Origin of the sequence: Oceanibaculum sp., from assembly GCF_022449305.1 — a bacterium.
In the GTDB taxonomy this organism is placed as follows: Bacteria; Pseudomonadota; Alphaproteobacteria; order Oceanibaculales; family Oceanibaculaceae; genus Oceanibaculum; species Oceanibaculum indicum.
On record NZ_JAKUSO010000002.1, the window covers coordinates 29,609 to 48,598 of the forward strand.

General features: G+C 67.5%; 17 protein-coding genes. 6 read left to right on the top strand and 11 right to left on the bottom strand.

Annotation, left to right across the window (positions count from 1 at the left end; genetic code table 11):
* Positions 1-116 precede the first annotated feature (116 nt).
* Together MK313_RS00560 and MK313_RS00565 are read left to right on the top strand one after the other, a co-directional pair.
* Positions 117-2,735, top strand: a complete 2,619-nt coding sequence (locus tag MK313_RS00560) for a glycosyltransferase (protein WP_121220212.1) — start codon at positions 117-119, stop codon at positions 2,733-2,735.
* 11 nt (positions 2,736-2,746) lie between these two features.
* The gene (locus MK313_RS00565) at positions 2,747-4,351 is read left to right on the top strand and encodes a glycosyl hydrolase family 17 protein (protein WP_287779459.1); all 1,605 of its coding nucleotides are present in this window, start codon (positions 2,747-2,749) and stop codon (positions 4,349-4,351) included.
* Here MK313_RS00565 and MK313_RS00570 read toward each other — a convergent pair.
* Both MK313_RS00570 and MK313_RS00575 read right to left on the bottom strand, forming a co-directional pair.
* Positions 4,318-5,790 carry a M81 family metallopeptidase gene (locus MK313_RS00570; protein WP_287779462.1) on the bottom strand — a complete coding sequence of 491 codons (1,473 nt, stop codon included), beginning with the start codon at positions 5,788-5,790 and terminating at the stop codon, positions 4,318-4,320. The two genes, MK313_RS00565 and MK313_RS00570, sit on opposite strands and share 34 nt — an antisense overlap.
* Positions 5,791-5,904: 114 nt before the next feature.
* On the bottom strand, positions 5,905-7,332 hold the full coding sequence (locus MK313_RS00575) for a hypothetical protein (protein ID WP_287779465.1): 1,428 nt from the start codon (positions 7,330-7,332) through the stop codon (positions 5,905-5,907).
* A 267-nt stretch (positions 7,333-7,599) separates the two neighbouring features.
* On the opposite strand from MK313_RS00575, the gene MK313_RS00580 reads away from it, so the two are divergent.
* Positions 7,600-8,109 (top strand): cupin domain-containing protein, encoded by a 510-nt coding sequence (locus MK313_RS00580; RefSeq protein WP_287779468.1) that lies wholly within the window; start codon positions 7,600-7,602, stop codon positions 8,107-8,109.
* Between the two features lie 108 nt (positions 8,110-8,217).
* Positions 8,218-9,324, top strand: coding sequence for an META domain-containing protein (locus MK313_RS00585; RefSeq protein WP_287779470.1), 1,107 nt, complete (start codon positions 8,218-8,220; stop codon positions 9,322-9,324).
* Here the strand turns inward: MK313_RS00585 and MK313_RS00590 are convergent.
* The 7 genes from MK313_RS00590 to MK313_RS00620 are packed head-to-tail and all read right to left on the bottom strand — an operon-like array spanning position 9,321 to position 15,372.
* Entirely contained in the window at positions 9,321-10,112 is a 792-nt protein-coding gene (locus MK313_RS00590; protein WP_287779473.1) for an ABC transporter ATP-binding protein, read from the bottom strand. The genes MK313_RS00585 and MK313_RS00590 overlap by 4 nt on opposite strands.
* Positions 10,103-11,146, bottom strand: a complete 1,044-nt coding sequence (locus MK313_RS00595; RefSeq protein WP_287779475.1) for a FecCD family ABC transporter permease — start codon at positions 11,144-11,146, stop codon at positions 10,103-10,105. The genes MK313_RS00590 and MK313_RS00595 overlap by 10 nt, the downstream gene beginning before the upstream one ends.
* Before the next feature lie 15 nt (positions 11,147-11,161).
* On the bottom strand, positions 11,162-12,196 hold the full coding sequence (locus MK313_RS00600; protein ID WP_287779477.1) for an iron ABC transporter substrate-binding protein: 1,035 nt from the start codon (positions 12,194-12,196) through the stop codon (positions 11,162-11,164).
* A gap of 17 nt (positions 12,197-12,213) precedes the next feature.
* Entirely contained in the window at positions 12,214-13,023 is an 810-nt protein-coding gene (locus MK313_RS00605; protein WP_287779479.1) for a molybdate ABC transporter substrate-binding protein, read from the bottom strand.
* Between the two features lie 36 nt (positions 13,024-13,059).
* Positions 13,060-13,893 (bottom strand): substrate-binding domain-containing protein, encoded by an 834-nt coding sequence (locus MK313_RS00610; protein WP_287779482.1) that lies wholly within the window; start codon positions 13,891-13,893, stop codon positions 13,060-13,062.
* Between the two features lie 31 nt (positions 13,894-13,924).
* The gene (locus MK313_RS00615; RefSeq protein WP_287779485.1) at positions 13,925-14,659 is read right to left on the bottom strand and encodes an ATP-binding cassette domain-containing protein; all 735 of its coding nucleotides are present in this window, start codon (positions 14,657-14,659) and stop codon (positions 13,925-13,927) included.
* An 8-nt stretch (positions 14,660-14,667) separates the two neighbouring features.
* A complete protein-coding gene (locus MK313_RS00620; RefSeq protein ID WP_121220189.1) occupies positions 14,668-15,372 on the bottom strand; it encodes an ABC transporter permease in 705 nt (234 codons plus the stop codon).
* Between the two features lie 203 nt (positions 15,373-15,575).
* Between MK313_RS00620 and MK313_RS00625 the strand changes: the two genes are divergently transcribed.
* Positions 15,576-16,811, top strand: coding sequence for an MgtC/SapB family protein (locus tag MK313_RS00625; protein ID WP_287779490.1), 1,236 nt, complete (start codon positions 15,576-15,578; stop codon positions 16,809-16,811).
* On the opposite strand, the gene MK313_RS00630 is transcribed toward MK313_RS00625, so the two are convergent.
* Both MK313_RS00630 and MK313_RS00635 read right to left on the bottom strand, forming a co-directional pair.
* Entirely contained in the window at positions 16,808-17,506 is a 699-nt protein-coding gene (locus MK313_RS00630; RefSeq protein WP_008945154.1) for an ArsR/SmtB family transcription factor, read from the bottom strand. The two genes, MK313_RS00625 and MK313_RS00630, sit on opposite strands and share 4 nt — an antisense overlap.
* Before the next feature lie 80 nt (positions 17,507-17,586).
* Complete coding sequence (locus MK313_RS00635; protein ID WP_008945153.1) at positions 17,587-17,799, bottom strand: hypothetical protein; 213 nt, start codon at positions 17,797-17,799, stop codon at positions 17,587-17,589.
* A 203-nt stretch (positions 17,800-18,002) separates the two neighbouring features.
* Between MK313_RS00635 and MK313_RS00640 the strand changes: the two genes are divergently transcribed.
* A complete protein-coding gene (locus MK313_RS00640; RefSeq protein WP_287779493.1) occupies positions 18,003-18,851 on the top strand; it encodes a metallophosphoesterase family protein in 849 nt (282 codons plus the stop codon).
* Positions 18,852-18,990: the final 139 nt, after the last annotated feature.

Sequence of the window (18,990 nt, forward strand, 5' to 3'; positions counted from 1 at the left end):
AGGAATATGGCCATTGCTGGGCCAAGGGACGGAACCTCCGCCCTTTGCTGGCCGTTTTTCTCGTCATGCTGTGATCTTGAACACGGAAGCCTTCTGACAATGAAACGGCACTGAACATGTTGCGTTTGTCGAATCTGCTTATCGTCGGGCTTGTCATTCTGGCGAATGTCGCGGTCTGGGGCGCCATCTACTGGCCGCGCCCGGCCGTCAATGCCGATGGCGCGATTGCCGGCATGTCCTTCAGCCCCTACCGGCGCGACCAGGGCCCACTGACTAAGGGCCCGTCGGCGGAGGAAATCCGCCGCGACCTCGAACTGGTCTCGAAGGAGACCTCGGGCATCCGCACCTATACCACCAGCGATGGCCATGACCGGATTCCGGCCCTGGCCCGCGAGTATGGGCTGCGTGTCATGCCCGGCGCCTGGATCGGCAGCGACGACGCGCGCAACAAGCGCGAGGTGGCCGACCTGATCAGCATCGTGCGGCAGAACCGCAACGTGTCGCGCGTCATCGTCGGCAACGAGGCGCTGCTGCGCGCCGAGGTGACCGTGCCGGAGATCATCGACTTCATCCGCCAGGTGCAGATGAATGCCTCGGTGCGCGTCTCCACGGCGGAGCCCTGGCACATCTGGCACAAGCATCCGGAACTGGTCGAGGCCGTCGATTTCATCGCCGTGCAGCTGCTGCCCTACTGGGAAGGCGTGCCGGTCGAAATGGCCATCGAGGACACGCTGCAGCGCTACGCCAAGCTGCGCGAGCTGTATCCGAACAAGCCGATCGTCATCACCGAGGTGGGCTGGCCGAGCGCCGGCAAGAAGGTGGGTGCCGCCGAGGCCTCGCTGGTCAACCAGGCGCGCTTCATCCGCGAATGGGTGAATGTCGCGCGCATCCACCAGTTCGACTATTACATCATCGAGGCGTTCGACCAGCCCTGGAAGATCGGCGAGGAAGGCATCGTCGGCGCCTATTGGGGCCTGTACGACGCTGACCGCCAGCCGAAATTCTCCTGGAACCAGCCGGTCTCCGAACTGCCGGACTGGCCGCTCTGGGCCGCCATCGCGGTGTTCATCGGCCTGATCCCGACCATCGTCTATCTGCGCGCCCGCGGCGAGCTGAAGCTGCCCGGCCGGGTTGTGTTCGCCGCCACCTTCCAGGGGGCCGGCACGGCCATCACCATGGCCATGCTGATCCCGGCCATGCGCTATCTGGGCGCCGGCGAGATCGCTGCCTGGGCCGTGCTCATCATGCTGCAGGTGCTGCTGTTCACCGCGGTCGCCGGCGACATGGTGGAACTGATCGACGTGATCTGGCGCAAGAACCGCCGGGTGCAGGCACCGCGCCTTGCCGGCACGGACATGTCGCGCCTGCCCAAGGTGTCGATCCATGTGCCGTGCTACAACGAGCCGCCGGAGATGCTGAAGCAGACGCTGAACGCGCTGGCGAAGCTCGACTATCCGAATTTCGAAGTGCTGGTGATCGACAACAACACCAAGGACGAGGCCGTCTGGCGCCCGGTGGAAATCCATTGCCAGGCACTGGGGGACCGGTTCCGCTTCTTCCACCTGTGCCCCTGGCCGGGCTACAAGGCGGGCGCGCTGAACTTCGCCCTGAAGGAGACCGCCGGCGACGCCGAGGTGGTTGCCGTCATCGACAGCGACTACATCGTCACGCCCGACTGGCTGACGAACATGGTGCCGCACTTCCAGGACCCCGCCGTCGGCCTGGTGCAGGCGCCGCAGGATTACTACGACCAGGACGAAAGCGCCTTCAAGAAGGCCTGCTACTGGGAATATGCCGGCTTCTTCAAGATCGGCATGGTGCAGCGTAACGACGATAACGCCATCATCCAGCACGGCACCATGACCATGGTGCGCAAGTCCGCGCTGCAGGATGTCGGCGGCTGGGCGGAATGGTGCATCACCGAGGATGCGGAGCTGGGCCTGCGCCTGTTCCAGGAGGGCTGGCAGTCGGTCTATGATTCCCGCTCCTACGGCAAGGGCGTCATGCCGGACTCGCTGGATGCCTACAAGACCCAGCGTTTCCGCTGGGCCTATGGCTCGGTGCAGATCCTGAAGCGGCACTGGCGCAGCCTGCTGAAGCCGGGCGTCACCCGCCTGACCAACGCGCAGCGCTATCACTTCATCAGCGGCTGGGCGCCCTGGTTCGCCGATGCGCTGGGCATGGTTTTCACCGTCGCCGCGATCTTCTGGACCGGCATGATGATCGCCTTCCCGAAGGTGCTGGAATTCCCGTCCGCCGCCTTCGTGGTGCCCGCCCTGTCGGTGTTCGTGTTCAAGGTGCTGCGCTCGCTGTGGCTGTACAAGCTGCGCGTGCCCTGCTCCTTCGCGGAGAATCTGGGCGCGGCCCTGGGCGGCCTGGCGCTGGGCCACATGGTCGCCAAGGCGATGCTGACCGGCATCTTCACCTCCGGCCGTCCGTTCCTGCGTACCCCGAAGCTGGAGAACCGCCCGGCCTGGGTGCAGGTGATCGGCCAGGTGCGCGAGGAGGCACTGATGCTGGTGCTGCTGCTGGGCGCGATGGCGGCCATGCTGCTGACCAACCACTTCAACCAGCTTGAGGAGCGGCTGTGGCTGGCGATGCTGGGCGTGCTGTCCCTGCCCTACTGGGCGGCGCTGGGCATGTCCTTCATCAATGTCGCCCCCTACCGTGCGCTGGTCGGCATGCTGCCCTGGACCAGCACGGGCAAGACCCCGGCGAACCAGCAGGCCAAGTGAGTCGGGACAGAATGCGGGCACGCAGGCTTGCCGGGCTGGCGCTGCTGGCGCTGGCCACACTCGCCGGTATTGGCCACTGGATCGCGCAAGGCGTTCCGGTGGCCTTGCCGGATGTAAGCGGCGGCAAGTTCGCCTGCGTCTCCTACGCGCCGTTCCGCGAGGGCCAGTCGCCCTTCCAGGAAGGCATCATCATCCCGGAATGGCAGATCGACGAGGATTTTGCGGCACTGGCCAGCAACACGCGCTGCGTGCGCACCTACGCCGTCGATCAGGGCCTCGACAAGGTGCCGGAGATCGCCGCCCGCCACGGGCTGGAGGTGCTGCTGGGCGTGTGGATCGGCAGCCAGGCCGACAAGAACATGCTGCAGATGGCAAAGGCGGTCGAACTCGCCAACGCCCATCCGCAGACGGTCCGCGCCATCGTCGTCGGCAATGAGGTGATGCTGCGCGGCGAGCTGCCGCGCGAGAAGCTGGCCGAGACCATCCGCTGGGTGCGGCAGCGCTCGCAGGTGGCGGTGACCTATGCCGATGTGTGGGAATTCTGGATGCGGCACAAGCCGCTGCTCGATGAGGTGGATTTCGCCACCATCCATATCCTGCCCTATTGGGAGGACGAGCCGGTCGGCATCGACGCGGCCGTCGCCCACATCATGGACATCTACCGCTTCGTAGAGACGCAGATGCCGGGCGTCACCCTGCTGATCGGCGAGACTGGCTGGCCCAGCGCCGGCCGCCAGCGCGAGGGCGCGGTGCCCGGTCGGGTGAACCAGGCGGCCTTCCTGCGCGGCTTCGTCTCCGAGGTCAGCAGGCAGGGAATCGACTACAATCTGATCGAGGCATTCGACCAGCCCTGGAAGCGCGCGAACGAAGGTACGGTCGGCGGCCATTGGGGCCTGTATGATGTCGGCCGCGAGGCCAAGTTCCCGCTGACCGGCCCGGTCGAGGAACTGTCCGGCTGGAAGCTCTGGCTGACCGGATCGCTGCTGTTCGGCCTGCTGCCGCTGGCCTGGGCCACCCTCCGCCGCGAGGCGCCGGGTACAGCCGCCGGCTGGGCCACGCTGGTGCTGACGGGTGCCGCCTCCGGCACGCTGCTCACCTTGCAGGCACGCTATGTCGTTGAGATGAGCCGCATGCCCTTCGAATGGGCGGCGGGCGGGGCGCTGTGGCTGCTGTCGCTGGGCGCCATGCTGGTGCTGGCGACGGCGCTGGCGCGTGCTGTTGAGGAAAAACCCGACAGCGCGACAAGCCGGCTGGTCGATCCGGTGCGGCTGCTGGCGCTGGCCTTCGTGCTGGCGATGTGTCTGGGGCTGGTGTTCGATCCGCGTTACCGCGACTTCCCGGCCTCCTTCGCGCTGCTGCCGGCGGTGGGGCTTGCCCTGCTGGCCTTGCTCCGTGGTCTGCCGGAAGCCATCGGCGATGCAGAGGTCGGCCTTGCCCTGGCCCTAGTCCCCTGCGCCATCTTCATCGCCATCCGGGAAGGCCCGCACAACACACAGGCCTTGCTGTGGTGCGCGGCCAGCCTGCTGCTGGCGCTGCCGGTGCTGGCGGCACGCCTGCGTGACAGGCGCGCCGCCCTGAGGCTTCAGCCCAGCGGGGCCGGCACCAGCGGCCACTGATCGCGCGGCGCCTTCTTGTAATCCAGCTTGGTGAAGTCCGGCATCAGCGCGCCGGGGGCCGCGACATACAGAACGTCGGAGGCCAGCGGCGCATAGGCGGCATGGAAATGCTGCATCGACTTCACCACCACCACCTTCTTCGTGGTGGGATCGATGCCGAGATTGGTGAAGCAGTCGGCGCTGGAGCACTGGGTACGCAGCGTGTTCACCACGATCACGATGCCGTCCGCTTCCAGCGCCGCCATGTCGCCGACCTTCTGATGGCCCTTGCGGGCACCGCCGAACTGCACGGTCGCATCTTCCAGCAGGGCCAGCACCTTCACCCTGAGGTCGAGCGGCTGGCCGGAGGACGCGCCCAGCTTGCCGCCAAGCCGGATATCGGTTTCCGCCCCCACGCCAACCTCGAAGGCGACGCGCACCGCCATCGGGTCCCAGAACATACCGATGGCGGCATCGCTTATGCCCTTCTTCAGCATCGCCTCCAGCACGAAGGTCGAATCGCTGGCCGCCCCGCCGCCGGCATTGTCGGAGACATCGGCCAGCACCAGCGGCTTCGGCTGGTTATGGCTGGCCGCCCGCGCCATCGCCTGGTCGAGACTGGTGTAGGCGGGCTGCGCCTCTTCGCGGAAGGCATAGAATTCCCGCCCCAGCTTTTCCGCCAGCGCATTGGCCTTGGCCCGGTCGCCATCAGCAACCACCAGCATCTTGCTGCCCATGTCCGGCACATCGGCCCAGGGGAAGCCGTGAATGGCGGAGACCGACAATATGCCGTCCTTGCCTTCCAGCGCCGCCATCCGGTCCACGAAGCCGCGCATCGGCGGCCGCGTGGTGTGGAACACGCCGATGGTCTTGCAGTCGAACCAGCCCATCACCGGTTTCGTCTTGCCGTCCAGATGGTCGGCGATCAGGGTGAAGACTTCCTCCGCGCGCTCGGGGATATCGATATGCGGATATTCCTTGAACAGCACGATAACCGTGGCGTTCTCCAGCATGCGTGGCCCGACATTGGCGTGCAAATCCAGCTCCACGCCAATGGCGACATCTGGGCCGACCAGCTTTCGCACCGCCTCGATCAGCTGGCCCTCTGCATCGTCATGTTCCTCGGCCACCATCGCGCCATGCAGCGACAGCAGCACCGCATCGACCGGCATTGCCGCCTTGATGTCGGCCAGGATTTCGTCACAGAACTGGCGATAGACCCGCGCCACCGTCTTGCCCGCCGGCATCGCGAAGGCGCACAGCCCCTCCACCACCTCCCAGCCGCGCTCCTCCGCGCGGCGGCGCCAGACCACCAGCGGCGCGCCGAACATCGGCGGCTTGTCGCCATAGCTGGCGTTCCGATAGAGGCAGGTATCCTCGAACATCTTCATGCCGGTCGGCAGCGAGGAGAAGGTGTTGGTCTCGGTGCCCAGCGTGGCGGTGAAAATCCGTCGGGTCATTGCCTGCCCATCCCTGTTGTTGCCCTGTTGTGATACCAGCATGCCGCCATCGCCGGGATCGCGTAACCCCGGCGATGGTGAGGCTGCCATGCGATAGGGCAGGTACTGGAACGGTCAGGCCGCGACCAGAACTTCTTCCAGCGTGTAACGGGCAATATTGCGCGGCTTCTCCACGCGGCCGCCGATGGCCGCGCCGGCGATATAGCGCGCCCCGCCATTGACGGCGGACCGCACCAGGCCTTCGCTGTTCAGCCCGTTCACCGCCAGCAGCAGCCGCGCCTTGCGGCATTCTGCCGAGAAACCGGCCAGCTTGACCTCGAAGCGGGTGTCATAGCAGGCATCCGGCGCGACCCTGAGACTGAGGCCGCCCAGCCCGACGCCGGTGAAGGTGCCGATCTCGGTCGTGCCCAGTTCGGTCTGCAGCAGCACCGCCCGGCAGCGCGGGCGCAAGAGGTTCACGAAATCCGCGATCCGGCTCTGCGGTACACCGGCCGGCGCGCCGGCAATGCTGATGACCAGGAACTTGTGCGCATGGCCCGGAAGCCGGTCGAGAATCTTGGTGACCGTCGCCAGGTTGCGCCGATTCGCCAGCGTCTCGAAATGGATGTTGGCGGAAATGAAGACGGTGAAGCCTTTCGCCAGCATCTCGACCAGCGTGCTGCAGGCGCTGACCAGCCGCAAACTGTCCAGCCAGCCGATATCCCCGGTATCCGGGTTACGGCCCAGAACGTCGTAGCCGACGATGTCCGGCAGGCTGCCATCTTTCAGCACGGCGGCGCATTGCCAGATCGACAGCGCCTGAGCCTTCACGTCCCAATAGGGCGTGTAGAGGAAGCGGATATCCTCCTCGGTGACCAGCTGTTCGGGCAGATGCCGGTCGATCAGCAGATCGACGGATTCCCGTTGCGGCCGCTTTGCCTGCAATGGATCGCCATCAGCCTTCGCGGCAGGCTTCACCACAGGCAGCGTCGCGTCCAGCAGCATGCCGATGCGCTCGAACACCGACTCCAGATTCTCTTCGGCGAACACCACATCGCCATCCACCGCGGCACTGGCCACCTGGACCGCCGCAACCGGCTTCTCGACCTCACCGAACAGCTGCTGCTCGATCTCCAGCGCGACCTTCATCAGCATGACCTTCGCATGCTCCAGGCTGGCGTCGGCGAACACCACGACATAGGAATCGCCGGCAACCGGGCAATACACATCGCCGCCCTGCAGGTGCCGGCCCAGCACCTTCTGCGTCAGCCCATGCACGCGCGCCTGATGGTCCTCCCAGCGGCCGCCCAGCTTCTCCCTGATCTTTTCCAGGTCGAACAGATGCACTCGGCCCACCGCCGCCGCCTTGTGCTGTTGCAGCACGTCGGTCAGCCGGCGCAGGAAATCCTCGCGGCTGCGCTGCGCCTCCGGTACGGACCGGTTGCCGGCCGCGACAATGGGTCGGGTCAAAGGCTGCCCGTTTCCGGCTTGCTCGGCCTCGGCGGCGCCGAAAATACGGCCGACGAAGCTTTTCACACGATCCGGGAGCTTGGTGTCCTGCATGCTGATTCCTGCCTGGCGTTTCCGGCCTGTTATCTGCGCGACCCGCTTCTTCTCGGCGGTCGCACGGTTATGCACGGAGATTAACGCCGCTGGCTTAAGGGACCTTTAAGAATCCCCGGCATTCATTACAAATGATGACAGTTGAGTATTGTCATTCCATTGGTTGTCTTTTGTGGATGGACGAGCCTGTCGGACCACCCTTGGCGTCGCCTGACCTTTATGTCAGCATTGGCGGATCGAGGTCTGGCGAACGGAGAGGGACAAGCGATGACCGCGCTGAAGCACGAAGACGCAACCCGGAATTTCGCAGTGGTGGTGCAGCCTGACGAGGGGCCGAGCTGGTGGCAGCCGGTGCCGGCCAATGGCTATGGCGAGGTGAAGTTCTCCCAGCGCAATGTGCCGGGCCTGCCCTTCTCCACCGGCGTCCAGTCCATCGCGCCGGGCTGCTTCATCCGCGACCATCAGCACCCCGACCATACCGAGATCCTGTTCTTCTATGAGGGCGAGGGCACGGTGGAGCTGGATGGCGAGCCGCATCCGGTGCGCCCCGGCACGGCGATCCTGCTGGGCTCCTTCCGCCGTCACAAGATCATGAACACCGGCACGAAGGACCTGAAGATGTTCTGGACCATCATGCCGGGCGGGCTCGACCTGTTCTTCGAGGAGATCGGCCGCCCGCGCACGCCTGGCGAGCCGGCGCCCGCACCCTTCGCCCGGCCGGAGGATGTGGACAGCATCGAGCTGGATACCGTGTTCGCGCCGATCGCGCAGAAATAGGCGGCCAACCTCCCGCACCGCCCTGACGGCCCGCCGGAACCGCCGGCGGGCCGTTGCCGTTTCTGGCAGGTACTCAATGCGAAGAGCGCGATACCGCGGGAGGTTCCGATGCGCCCCACCCTCAGCCTGTCCATCGTGGCCCTCGGCCTGACGCTGGCCGCCTGTGCCACGGACCAGCACATTACCGAGGGGCCGATGACGCCGCCCGCCATGCCGGCAAGCTTTGTCGCCGCGAACGGCCTCAGCCTGCCGGGCAGCTATGCCGGCGTGCTGCCCTGCGCCGACTGCCCGGGCATCAAACACGAGCTGACCCTGCGCCCGGACCAGAGCTACGCGCTGCGCCGGACCTATCTGGAACGCAATCTGAGCGAGGAGAGCATCGGGCGCTGGCATGCCGACCCGGCGCGCCGCACGCTGATCCTCGGCAGCGAGGAAGCCGGCACGCCGGAGGTGCTGCGCCTGGAGATAATGGGCAATGGCACGCTGCGCCTGCTCGACCGTACCGGCCAGCCGATTGCCTCTACCCTGCCCTATGAGCTGACCCGACAGATGGACGCGGCGCCGCTGGAGCCGGTGCTGCCGCTGCGCGGCGCCTTCACCTACATGGCCGATGCGCCGCGCCTGACCGAATGCCGCACCGGCAATTCCTATCCGGTGGCAATGGAAGGCGAGTATCTGGCGCTGGAGCGCGCCTACCTCGCCGCCAGGCCGAAGGGTGCCGCACCGCTGACGGCCGAGTTCAAGGGCGCCCTCACCCAGCGACCCAGAATGGACGGCCCCGGCAGCGAGCCCACCATCCTGGTTCAGCGCTTTGACCGGCTCTCCACCGAGCGTGCCTGCGATCCCGGCGTGCCGGCCTCCAACACGCTGGCCAATGGCTACTGGCGGCTGATTGCGCTGGAGGGCGAACCGGTGGCCCCTACGGAAGGCGGGCGTGAGCCCTATCTGCTGCTGCTGCCGGAGCCGGCGCGCTATGCCGCCAATGCCGGCTGCAACCAGATTGCCGGCGGCTACCGGCTGGAAGGCGACAAGCTGCGCTTCGGCGACGGGCTGTCTACCCGGATGGCCTGCCCGGAACCGGCGATGAGCCGCGAGGCCGCGCTGACAGACGTTCTGAAGGAGACGGCGACCTGGCGGATCGACGGCGACCGGCTGTCCCTGCTGGATGAGGCCGGCCGGCAGCGCGCGCAGTTCCTGGCGGTCTATCGGCCCTAGAAAGACGCGAGGGACGGTACGCAGATGCGCCGTCCTGACTCCGGCAGCGTCACGATCTCGACCTCCACGCCATAGAGCAGGCGCAGCGCCTCGGCGGTGACCACCTCCGCCGGGGCGCCCAGCGCGTGCAGCCGCCCCTCATGCAGCAGCGCCACCCGGTCCGCGCACAGGAAGGCATGGTCCGGGTCGTGGGTACTGAGCAGTACGGCGATGCCGGTGCGGGCCAGCCCGCGCACCTTCTCCAGCACCCGGATCTGGTTGCCGAAATCGAGGCTGGCCGTCGGCTCGTCCATCACCAGCACGCGCGGCTCCTGCGCCAGCGCGCGGGCGATCAGCGTCAACTGGCGCTCGCCGCCGCTGATCTCGGTATAGGCGCGGTCCGCCAGTCGTTCGATGCCCAGCGCCGCCAGCGCGGCTTCCGCCGCCTTGCGGTCAGCCGCCCCCGGCGTGGCGAACAGGCCGACGCGCGATGCCCGCCCCATCAGCACGATGTCGCGCACGGTGAAGGGGAAGAAGGCACTGTGCGCCTGCGGCACATAGGCGATGTGGCGGGCAAGAATCTCGCGCTTCCAGCCGGCGATATCCTCGCCGCCCAGCGTCACCCGCCCGCCCAGCGGTCGCAGCAGCCCCAGCATGGTCTTGAACAGGGTGGTCTTGCCGCCGCCATTCGGCCCCAGCAGGCAGATCACCTCCCCCGGTTCCAGCGCGAAGCCGACCTCCTGCCCGACCGGCGTGCCGCCATAGCCGAAGGAAAGGCTCTCGACACGCAATCCTGCCTCTACTGCCATCCGTGCCTCCCGCGCGCCAGCAGCCACAGGAAGAAGGGCGCGCCGAGGAAGGCAGTCAGGATGCCCAGCGGCACCTCGGTTACGGTCAGGGTGCGCGCCAGCGTATCGACGATCAGCAGATAGCCCGCCCCCAGCAGCAGCGAGGCGGGCAGCAGCCGCTCGAAATTGGGCCCCACCAGCATGCGCGCGATATGCGGCATGACGAGGCCGACCCAGCCGACAATGCCGCTGATCGACACCACGGCGGCGGTCATCAGCGTGGCGGCGGCGATGAACAGCAGCCGCAGCCGCGCGGCATCGATGCCCAGCGTCTTCGCCTCCTCGTCGCCCAGCGCCATCAGGTTCATCCGCCAGCGCAGCAGGTAGAGTGGTGCCAGCCCCAGCAGCACCAGCGGTGCCGCCGCCAGCACATCGCCGGGATTGAGCGTGGCGAGGCTGCCGAGCAGCCAGAAGGTGATGGCGGGCAGCTGGTCATAGGGGTCGGCCAGCACCTTCAGCAGCGAAATGACAGCCCCCGCCAGCGTACCCAGCACCACGCCGGCCAGCACGAGGACCAGTACCGGTTCGCGCCCGCGCACCGAGGCGGCGATCAGATAGACCAAAGTGACCGCAGCAATGCCGAAGACGAAGGCGCTGAGCTGGATACCGATGACCGGCAGAGACAGGAAGATGCCCAGCACCGCGCCCAGCCCGGAGCCGGCAGACACACCCAGTATGTCCGGCGAGACCAGCGGGTTTCTGAACAGCCCCTGATAGGCGGCCCCGGCGGCAGCCAGCGCCGCGCCGACCAGCAGCGCGCCGGCAACACGCGGCAGGCGCACCTGCCAGATCACCGGCTGCACGGTTTCCGGCACGGCGGAGGGCCGCCCAGTCAGGCCGGCGACGATCAGGTCGAACAGCTGCCCCGGCGTCACCGGATACTGGCCGACCGAGAGGGCCAGCAGGATGAGCAGCACCAGCAACGCCAGCAGCGCCCCCGGCATCAGCCAGGAGCGCGCGCCCGCCGCCGCACCATGCCGGGTTTCCGCTGTCATGCGCGCAGTATCGGCTTAGCGACCTGTGCCGGCAAGCAGCGGCGCCAGCAGCGCCTCATCCAGCTCGACATGGTAGAACAGCCGGTAGAACTCCCTGGTGATCGCCCGCATGTCGCCGGTATCGATATCGGGATAGAGCACCTTCGCCAGCCAGCGCAGGCCGAGCAGCCGGTTGATCGAGGGCGGCCGGTCGATCCAGCCGAACGGCACCGAGGGGGCGAGATAGAGCCGCCCGGTCTGTACCGCGCGGACGTTGCGCCAGCGCGCGTCGGTCAGCATATGGGCGAGGCCACGCTCATCCCAAGTGATGATGACTTCCGGATTCCAGGCCAGCACCTGCTCCAGCGAGACATTCACGATGCCGCGCTGGCCGGGCGCGTCGGCCACGTTGATGCCGCCCGCGCGCTCGATGATCTCGGTATTGATGGAGCCGCGCACCCCGGTTTCCAGCCCGACCGGCCCGCGCGCCAGATAGACGCGCGGCCGCCGGTCCTGCGGCACCTGCGCGGCGATGGCATCGACCTCGGCCAGCGTGCGCTCGGTATAGCGCGCCAGTGCCTCCGCGCGTTCCTGCCGGCCCAGCGCCTCGCCCAGCAGGCGCAAGGCCGCCGCCGTATTCTCGAAGCGCCCGTCAATCAGGATGGCGGGAATGCCGGTCTGCGCCTGCACCCGGTCCGCCAGCGACACATAGGTCGGCGCGGTCGAGCCGAAATCGAAGATGAGGTCCGGCTTGGATGCCAGCACTGCCTCCAGATTGGCGGTGCCGCCGCGCCCGGTCAGCCGCCCCAGAGTCGGCAGGTCGCGGTAGCGTTCCGGCACATAGGGGCGCTCGTCGGCATGCAGCGGGCGCGACCAGCCGGCCAGCGTCTCCGGTGCCAGGGTGTAGAGGAAGACCGTGGCCGGCGGACCGGCGGCAAACACGGTCTCGACGCGGTCAGGCAGAGTGACGGTCCGCCCGGCCGAATCGGTGAGTGTTCGCGCCGATGCGGGTGCAGAGGCAAGGCTCCAGCAGATCAGGCCGCCCAGCAGCAGAAGGACGAAACGGCGCATCCACATCCTCCTGTGTTCTATTTCTCGGCGGGCACCCCGGCCACGGTGAACCCGTATTTATCTAGGATGGTCTGGCCGTCCGGCGAGAGGATGAAGGCCGCCAGCTGCCACGCCGCCGGCTTGTCCGCCCCGATGACGGTCAGGCCGTAATCCGCGCCCACCGACAGGCTCTCCGGCAGGGCGACGATCTGCAGCCCCGGCACCTCCGTCTGCGCCAGCCTTGCATTGGTGCAGTAGGTCAGGAACAGGTCGGCCTGCTTTTCCGCCATCACCCAGCCATAGGTGTTGCGCCCGGCTGGCGGCTTCGGCGAGTCCGGGCCGCCGGTCAGCTTCAGCGCCTTGCCGTCCAGCAGCTTCAGGCTGCCGGGCTTCAGCGCATCGGCCTTGCCGAACAGTTCCCACGCATAGTCGCCGGACGGATCGGCCTTCGGCGTCGAGGTGCCGAGCCGCACCTCCGGGCGTAGCATGACCTCCAGCAGCGTCTCGCTGGTCACCGCGAGGCCCGGCTGCGCGAGGGCGCACAGCCGGTTGCGGGCGAACAGCATGACCGGCCCGCCGATGCCGGCGGCGGCCAGCTTGCGCGGATGCGCCATGTTGGCGGAGGCGAAGACATCGGGCCGCGCGCCTTCCTCGATGCGCTTGCGCAGCAGGCCGGAGGCGGCGAACTCCGTCGCCACCGCCATGCTGTGCCTGGCCGTATAGGCCTTCGCCACCTCCCCCAGCGCCGTCTTCAAGCTGCCGGCGGCGAACAGGGTAAGATTATCGGCGGCTTTAGCGGGCATGCTCACCAGCACCGCCAGAACCGCAACCAGAGTGCGGAGCTTCATGCCATCCTCCCTTTGCCTGTGCGCCACCGAAGCCCATCAGCTGCTGGACTTCTTCGCGTTCGGGAAGAACAGCTGCTGGCCGTTCAGCTTGTAGTCGGCAATCGCCTTCTGGCCTTCGCCGGAGACCAGCCAGTCGATGAAGGCCTGACCTTCCGCCTTCTTCACATGCTTGTGCGTCTCCGGGTTCACCAGGATGACGCCATACTGGTTGAACAGCTTTGCATCGCCCTCGACGCTGATCTCCAGCGGGCCGCGATTCTGGAAGCTGATCCAGGTGGCACGGTCGGTCAGCGCATAGGCCGGCATCTGCGCCGCGGTGTTCAGCGTGGCGCCCATGCCGGAACCCAGCTCGCGGTACCAGCCGCCACCAGCGGCCTTCACATCGACGCCGGCTTCCTTCCAGAGCCGCAGCTCCGCCTTGTGGGTGCCGGAATCGTCACCGCGCGAGGCAAAGGCAGCTTTGGCGGCGGCGATCTTCGCCAGCGAGGCCGGGGCGTCCTTCATGCCCTTCACGCCGGCCGGGTCGCTCTTCGGGCCAACGATGACGAAGTCGTTATACATGACCTCGAACCGTTCGACGCCATGGCCCTCGGCCACGAACTTCTTCTCCGCCGCTGGGGCGTGCACGAACACCACATCGGCGTCGCCGCGCCGCCCGGTGTCCAGCGCCTGGCCGGTGCCCTGCGCGATCACCCGCACCTCGATGCCGGTCTTCTGCTTGAAGATCGGCAGGATGTGCTTGAACAGCCCTGAATTCTCGGTCGAGGTGGTCGAAGCCACGGTGATGAACTTGTCCTGTGCCTGCGCGGAACCGATGGCTGCGGTAACAGCCAGCGCCGCGACGGCGAGGAATTTGCCAAACCTGTTCATTGCTATCCTCCTGTTTATGGAATTCGAATTGTCACCAGAGAAGCTCGCCTTTGATGAAGGCGCGGGCCTCCTCGCTCTGTGGTTCCCGGAAGAACCGTTCAGCCGGAGTCACTTCGACCAGCCTGCCGTGATGCAGGAATACGATCTCGTCGGCCTGCCGCCGCGCCTGCCCCAGATCGTGGGTGGTCATGACGATCTTGGTACCGGTCTCGTGGAAATGGGTCAGCGCCTCCTCGACCTCGCGGATGCCCCGGACATCCAGCGCCGAGGTCGGCTCGTCGAGGAACAGCACTTCGGGCTGCAATATCCACGCCCGGGCCAGCGCCAGCCGCTGCTGCTCGCCACCCGACAGCACGCGCGCCGGGCTGTCCGCCAGCGGCGCCAGGCCGAAGCGTTCCAGCGCTGCCATCGCAGACTCCCGGCGCCCCGTACGCGCCACCCCGGCGACGGACAGTGCATAGACCATATTGGCCAGCACGGAGCGGCGCAGCAGCACCGGGCGCTGGAACACCATGGCCTGCCGCTGCCGCGCCTCCTGCGCGGAGACACCCTCGGCCCAGCGCACCCGGCCCGAGGTCGGCTGGATCAGCCCGTGGCAGAGCCGCAGTAGCAGGCTCTTGCCCGCGCCGTTCGGTCCGATGACGAAACTCCGGATACCGGCTTCCAGCGTCAGATTGATGCCGTCGATCAGCCGCTTGCCGCCGGCGTCGAAACACACATTCTCCAGCCGCAGCGGCAGGACGGTGGGCCTTACCATGCCATGCATGACCGCCCTCACCCGGCCCGCCGGCGGGCGGTTTCGCCAATGCCGAAGGCGGCCCCGTTGATCGCCGCAATGATCAGAATCAGCACGATGCCGAGACCCAGCGCCAGCGCCAGGTCGCCCTTCGCGGTCTCCAGCGCGATGGCCGTCGTCATGGTGCGGGTGACGCCGTCGATATTGCCGCCGACGATCAGGATGGCGCCCACCTCCGCCGCCGCCCGGCCCAGCCCGGCCAGCACCGCTGTCAGCAGGCTGAAGCGCCCGTCCCACAGCAGCGTCGGGATGGCGCGCAAGGGCGTGACTCCCAGCGAGGTCAGCTGCTCGCGATATTCCGCCCACAGATCCTCGATGGTCTGGCGGGTCAGCGCGGCAATGATCGGCAGCACCAGGATGGTCTGTGCGATGACCATGGCCGGCGGCGAGAACAGCAGCCCCAGCTCGCCCAGCGGCCCGGCGCGCGACAGCAGCAGATAGACCACTAGGCCGACCACCACCGGCGGCAGGCCCATGCAGGCATTCAGCACCACGATGACCGCCCCGCGCCCCGGAAAGCGCCACAGCGCCACGGCGGCACCCAGCGGCAGGCCTATCAGTGCGGCGATGGCGACCGCCGACAGGCTGACCGACAGCGACAGCGCCACGATCTGCAGCAGCTCGCTGTCGAAGCCGGCGATCAGCGCGAAGGCCGTCTTGAAGGCACTGAAAAACTCGAACATCGCTCCCCTGAAACCACTTTTCCGATTTTCTGCCGGATTATGCAGGAAGAACGAAAATATGGCATCAATGGAATAGAAACAGTCTTTCGCACTATTTCGACGCATCCTCTGGTGCGGGAAAAGCGCTGGCAGGACGGGCGCGCTGCTTCCAAACTGCACCAGAGGCCAGACAACGCCGAGGCTGAAAGGGAAGCGGAGCCGGCATGGACGACACCATCCTCCATCTCGCCGTGGCACTGGGCATCGGCCTGCTGATCGGTGCCGAGCGGGAACGCCGCAAGGGTACCGGGCCCGGCCGCGCACCTGCGGGCATCCGCACCTTCGCCATTGCCGCGCTGGCCGGCGCCACGGCCATGCTGGTGGGCGATGGTCCGCTGCTGGCGGCGGCTTCACTGGGAGTCGCGGTGCTGGCAGCCGCCGCCTACTGGCGCAGCCGGGAAGAAGATCCCGGCCTCACCACAGAGGTGGCGCTGGTGCTGACCGTGCTGCTGGGCGGGCTGGCGCTGCAGCGCCCGGCACTGGCCGCCGGGATGGGTGTGGCGGTTGCCATCCTGCTGGCGGCACGCGGGGCGATCCACCGCTTCGTCAGCGGCGTACTGTCCGCGCAGGAGGTGAATGACACCCTGCTGTTCGCGGCGGTGACGCTGATCGTGCTGCCCATCCTGCCGGACCGGCCCATCGGGCCTTATGGCGCGCTGAACCCGCACAGCCTGTGGCTGTTGGTCGTGCTGTTGATGGCGGTCAGCGGCCTTGGCCATGCCGCCATCCGGCTGGTCGGTGCGCGCGCCGGCCTGCCGCTGGCCGGGCTGATCGGGGGCTTCGCGTCCAGCACCGCGACCATCGGCGCGATGGGCGGCCGCGCGCTGCGCGATGCAGCGCTGCTATCCCCCGCCATTGCCGGGGCCGTGCTGTCCTCCGTCGCCACGATTGCCCTGCTGGCCGCCGTGCTGGCGGCGACCAGCCTGGAGGCGCTGCGGGCGCTGCTGCCCGCGATCCTGGCCGGCGGTGCGGCGGCGCTGCTCTACGGCGTCCTGTTCACCCGCCGCGCCTTTGCCGGCGGCACGCCGGAAGCCGTCCCGCCGGGCCGCATCTTCGACCCGAAGGCGATTGCCGGCTTTGCCCTCGGACTGGCGGCGATCATCCTGATCTCGGCGGCGCTGCATGACTGGTTCGGCGATGCCGGCATCCTGGCGGCGTCGGCACTGGCCGGATTCGCCGATGCGCATGCCGCCGCAATCATGGTCGCAAGCCAGGTGGCCAGCGGCAATCTGCCCGCCGGCGAGGCAGCGCTCCCAGTATTGCTGGGCCTCACCACCAACACCATCAGCAAGGCAGCCCTGGCCTGGCTGGCCGGCCCGCGCGGCTTCGCCGCCGGGGTCCTGCCGGGGCTGATCCTGATCCTGGCCGGCGCCTGGGGTGCCGCCTGGTGGGCCAGCTAAAAAGTGCGGATATCGAAGCGTTCGCGTAAATATGCCTGCCCCGTCGGCGTGATCTCCAGCGCCCGGCTGCCGCCGATCCGGCGCACCAGATGGCTGTCCAGGAAATGGCTGCACAGCGCCGCCCCCAGCCGGCCGGCGATGTGCGGGCGGCGTTCGCTCCAGTCGAGGCAGGGCCGGCACAGGGCACGCGCTCCAGAGGCACCAGAAAGACTTTCGCCCGTCAGCCCCAGCCCGTGCAGGAAGTCCAGCCCGGCCGGCGTCACCAGCCCGGCGCCGTCATCCAGCTCGACATGGCCGCGCGCCTGCAGCGCATCGGCCAGCGCCACGCCGAGTTCGCCCGCCATATGGTCGTAGCAGGTGCGGGCCCGGCGCATCGCCGCATCGCGCGGGCCGGTCACCGGCGCCCGCACGGGTTGCGGCGCCAGGGACGCCACCTGCATGACGGTTTCCAGCAGACGCGCCACCTCCGGCGAGGCCAGACGGTGATAGCGGTGCCGGCCCTGCCGCTCCATCGCCAGCAGCCCGGCCTGGGTCAGCCGGGCGAGATGCGCGCTCGCACTCTGCGGCGTCACTCCGGCGGCCTGGGCCAGCTCACCGGCGGTCAGCGCGCGCCCGTCCATCAGCGCAAGCAGCATGGCGGCGCGGGCGGGTTCTCCCACCAGCAGGCCGATCTCGGCAATACGGTTCGTGTTCATGGGTTCCTCCGTGCGAGCCTTCAGACTAGCACGGCGGCGAGGGCAACAGTTCAGTCCAGACCGAACTGTTTAGTACAGGCTCAGTGCAGGGAATCCTGGCGCATGTAGCTGCCGTCGCGCAGCAGCACGGACAGGGCCACGGTCTTGCGGCGGCTGGGATCATGGGCCGAGACGATGCAGGCATGCGGGATGCCGTGATGGTCCATCACCTGCTCGACCGACCAGGACACCAGCCGGCCATAGCCATCGACCTGACCGAAACGGTCGCCAACGCCGATAGAGGGTTTTTTCATAGTGTGCCTGTTCTAGCCGTGGTGGAGGTCCAGAGGGACCGGAGCGCTCTTCCAGTATCAGATCATTCTGATGGTCTTTAGGATAAAATTTATATATCTCCCGTGCCGGACTGCAAGAGCCGTTGTCATGTCCTGCTGTGGGGCAAGCCCGCCGGGGATGCATGTCTTTGGCTTTCCTGCCGGCTTGCGGTAAAGCTAAGCGCATGAAACTGCTTGCCATCAGCGACCTGCATCTGGCCAATCCGGTAAACCGCGAGGCACTGGCCGGCCTGCCCCACGCGCCTGGGGACTGGCTGATCCTGGCCGGCGACATGGCCGAGCGGCTGGAGCATATGCGCGCGCTGTTCGCCCTGACGACCGAGCGCTTCGCCAGGGTGATCTGGGTGCCGGGCAATCATGAGCTGTGGACCGTCTCCGAGAATGGCGCGGATAGCGCCAATGGGGGCGATAGCCTGGCCGGCGAGGCGAAATACCTGGCGCTGGTCGATCTCGCCCGCGAGTTTGGCGTTATCACGCCGGAGGACGACTATCCCATCTGGACCGGGCCGGGCGGCCCCTGCGTGGTGGCCCCGCTGTTCCTGCTCTATGATTACAGCTTCCGGCCGGATGACCTGCCGCGCGACCAGGTGATCGCCTGGGCCCGCGAGGGCGGGGCGGTCTGCGCCGACGAGATGCTGCTGAACCCCGCCCCCTACCCCTCCCGCGAGGCCTGGTGCGCGGCGCGGTGCGACGAGGCCGAGGCGCGCCTGATGGCGCTGGACGGCGCGCCCACCGTGCTGGTGAATCATTATCCGCTACGCCGCGACCTGGTGCATATCCCGCGCATTCCGCGCTTCATCCCCTGGTGCGGCACGCGCCGGACCGAGGACTGGCATGTCCGCTTCAACGCAAAGGTCGCGGTGTCGGGCCATCTGCATGTGCGGCGCACCGACTGGATCGACGGCACGCGGTTCGAGGAAGTCTCGCTGGGCTATCCAAGGCAGTGGGACCAGCAGCGCGGTATCCTGCCCTATATACGGGAAATCCTGCCCGGCCCGCCGACTATGGCCTGACGTCTGGCTGACCACTCCCCGCCAGTTTTCATATTGTCACCCCCGGGCTTGACCCCAATGGGCGCCTGGGGGTCCAGGAGCGGTGCCCCGCCTGAAACCCTTCAGAACGTGGCCCCTGGATTGCCGGGTCAAGCCCGGC

Excerpts from the sequence above, each read along its gene's own strand:
- MK313_RS00560 (WP_121220212.1), top strand. The coding sequence starts at position 117 with ATGTTGCGTTTGTCGAATCTGCTTATCGTCGGGCTTGTCATTCTGGCG.
- MK313_RS00565 (WP_287779459.1), top strand. The coding sequence starts at position 2,747 with ATGCGGGCACGCAGGCTTGCCGGGCTGGCGCTGCTGGCGCTGGCCACA.
- MK313_RS00570 (WP_287779462.1), bottom strand. The coding sequence starts at position 5,790 with ATGACCCGACGGATTTTCACCGCCACGCTGGGCACCGAGACCAACACC.
- MK313_RS00575 (WP_287779465.1), bottom strand. The coding sequence starts at position 7,332 with ATGCAGGACACCAAGCTCCCGGATCGTGTGAAAAGCTTCGTCGGCCGT.
- MK313_RS00580 (WP_287779468.1), top strand. The coding sequence starts at position 7,600 with ATGACCGCGCTGAAGCACGAAGACGCAACCCGGAATTTCGCAGTGGTG.
- MK313_RS00585 (WP_287779470.1), top strand. The coding sequence starts at position 8,218 with ATGCGCCCCACCCTCAGCCTGTCCATCGTGGCCCTCGGCCTGACGCTG.
- MK313_RS00590 (WP_287779473.1), bottom strand. The coding sequence starts at position 10,112 with ATGGCAGTAGAGGCAGGATTGCGTGTCGAGAGCCTTTCCTTCGGCTAT.
- MK313_RS00595 (WP_287779475.1), bottom strand. The coding sequence starts at position 11,146 with ATGACAGCGGAAACCCGGCATGGTGCGGCGGCGGGCGCGCGCTCCTGG.
- MK313_RS00600 (WP_287779477.1), bottom strand. The coding sequence starts at position 12,196 with ATGCGCCGTTTCGTCCTTCTGCTGCTGGGCGGCCTGATCTGCTGGAGC.
- MK313_RS00605 (WP_287779479.1), bottom strand. The coding sequence starts at position 13,023 with ATGAAGCTCCGCACTCTGGTTGCGGTTCTGGCGGTGCTGGTGAGCATG.
- MK313_RS00610 (WP_287779482.1), bottom strand. The coding sequence starts at position 13,893 with ATGAACAGGTTTGGCAAATTCCTCGCCGTCGCGGCGCTGGCTGTTACC.
- MK313_RS00615 (WP_287779485.1), bottom strand. The coding sequence starts at position 14,659 with ATGCATGGCATGGTAAGGCCCACCGTCCTGCCGCTGCGGCTGGAGAAT.
- MK313_RS00620 (WP_121220189.1), bottom strand. The coding sequence starts at position 15,372 with ATGTTCGAGTTTTTCAGTGCCTTCAAGACGGCCTTCGCGCTGATCGCC.
- MK313_RS00625 (WP_287779490.1), top strand. The coding sequence starts at position 15,576 with ATGGACGACACCATCCTCCATCTCGCCGTGGCACTGGGCATCGGCCTG.
- MK313_RS00630 (WP_008945154.1), bottom strand. The coding sequence starts at position 17,506 with ATGAACACGAACCGTATTGCCGAGATCGGCCTGCTGGTGGGAGAACCC.
- MK313_RS00635 (WP_008945153.1), bottom strand. The coding sequence starts at position 17,799 with ATGAAAAAACCCTCTATCGGCGTTGGCGACCGTTTCGGTCAGGTCGAT.
- MK313_RS00640 (WP_287779493.1), top strand. The coding sequence starts at position 18,003 with ATGAAACTGCTTGCCATCAGCGACCTGCATCTGGCCAATCCGGTAAAC.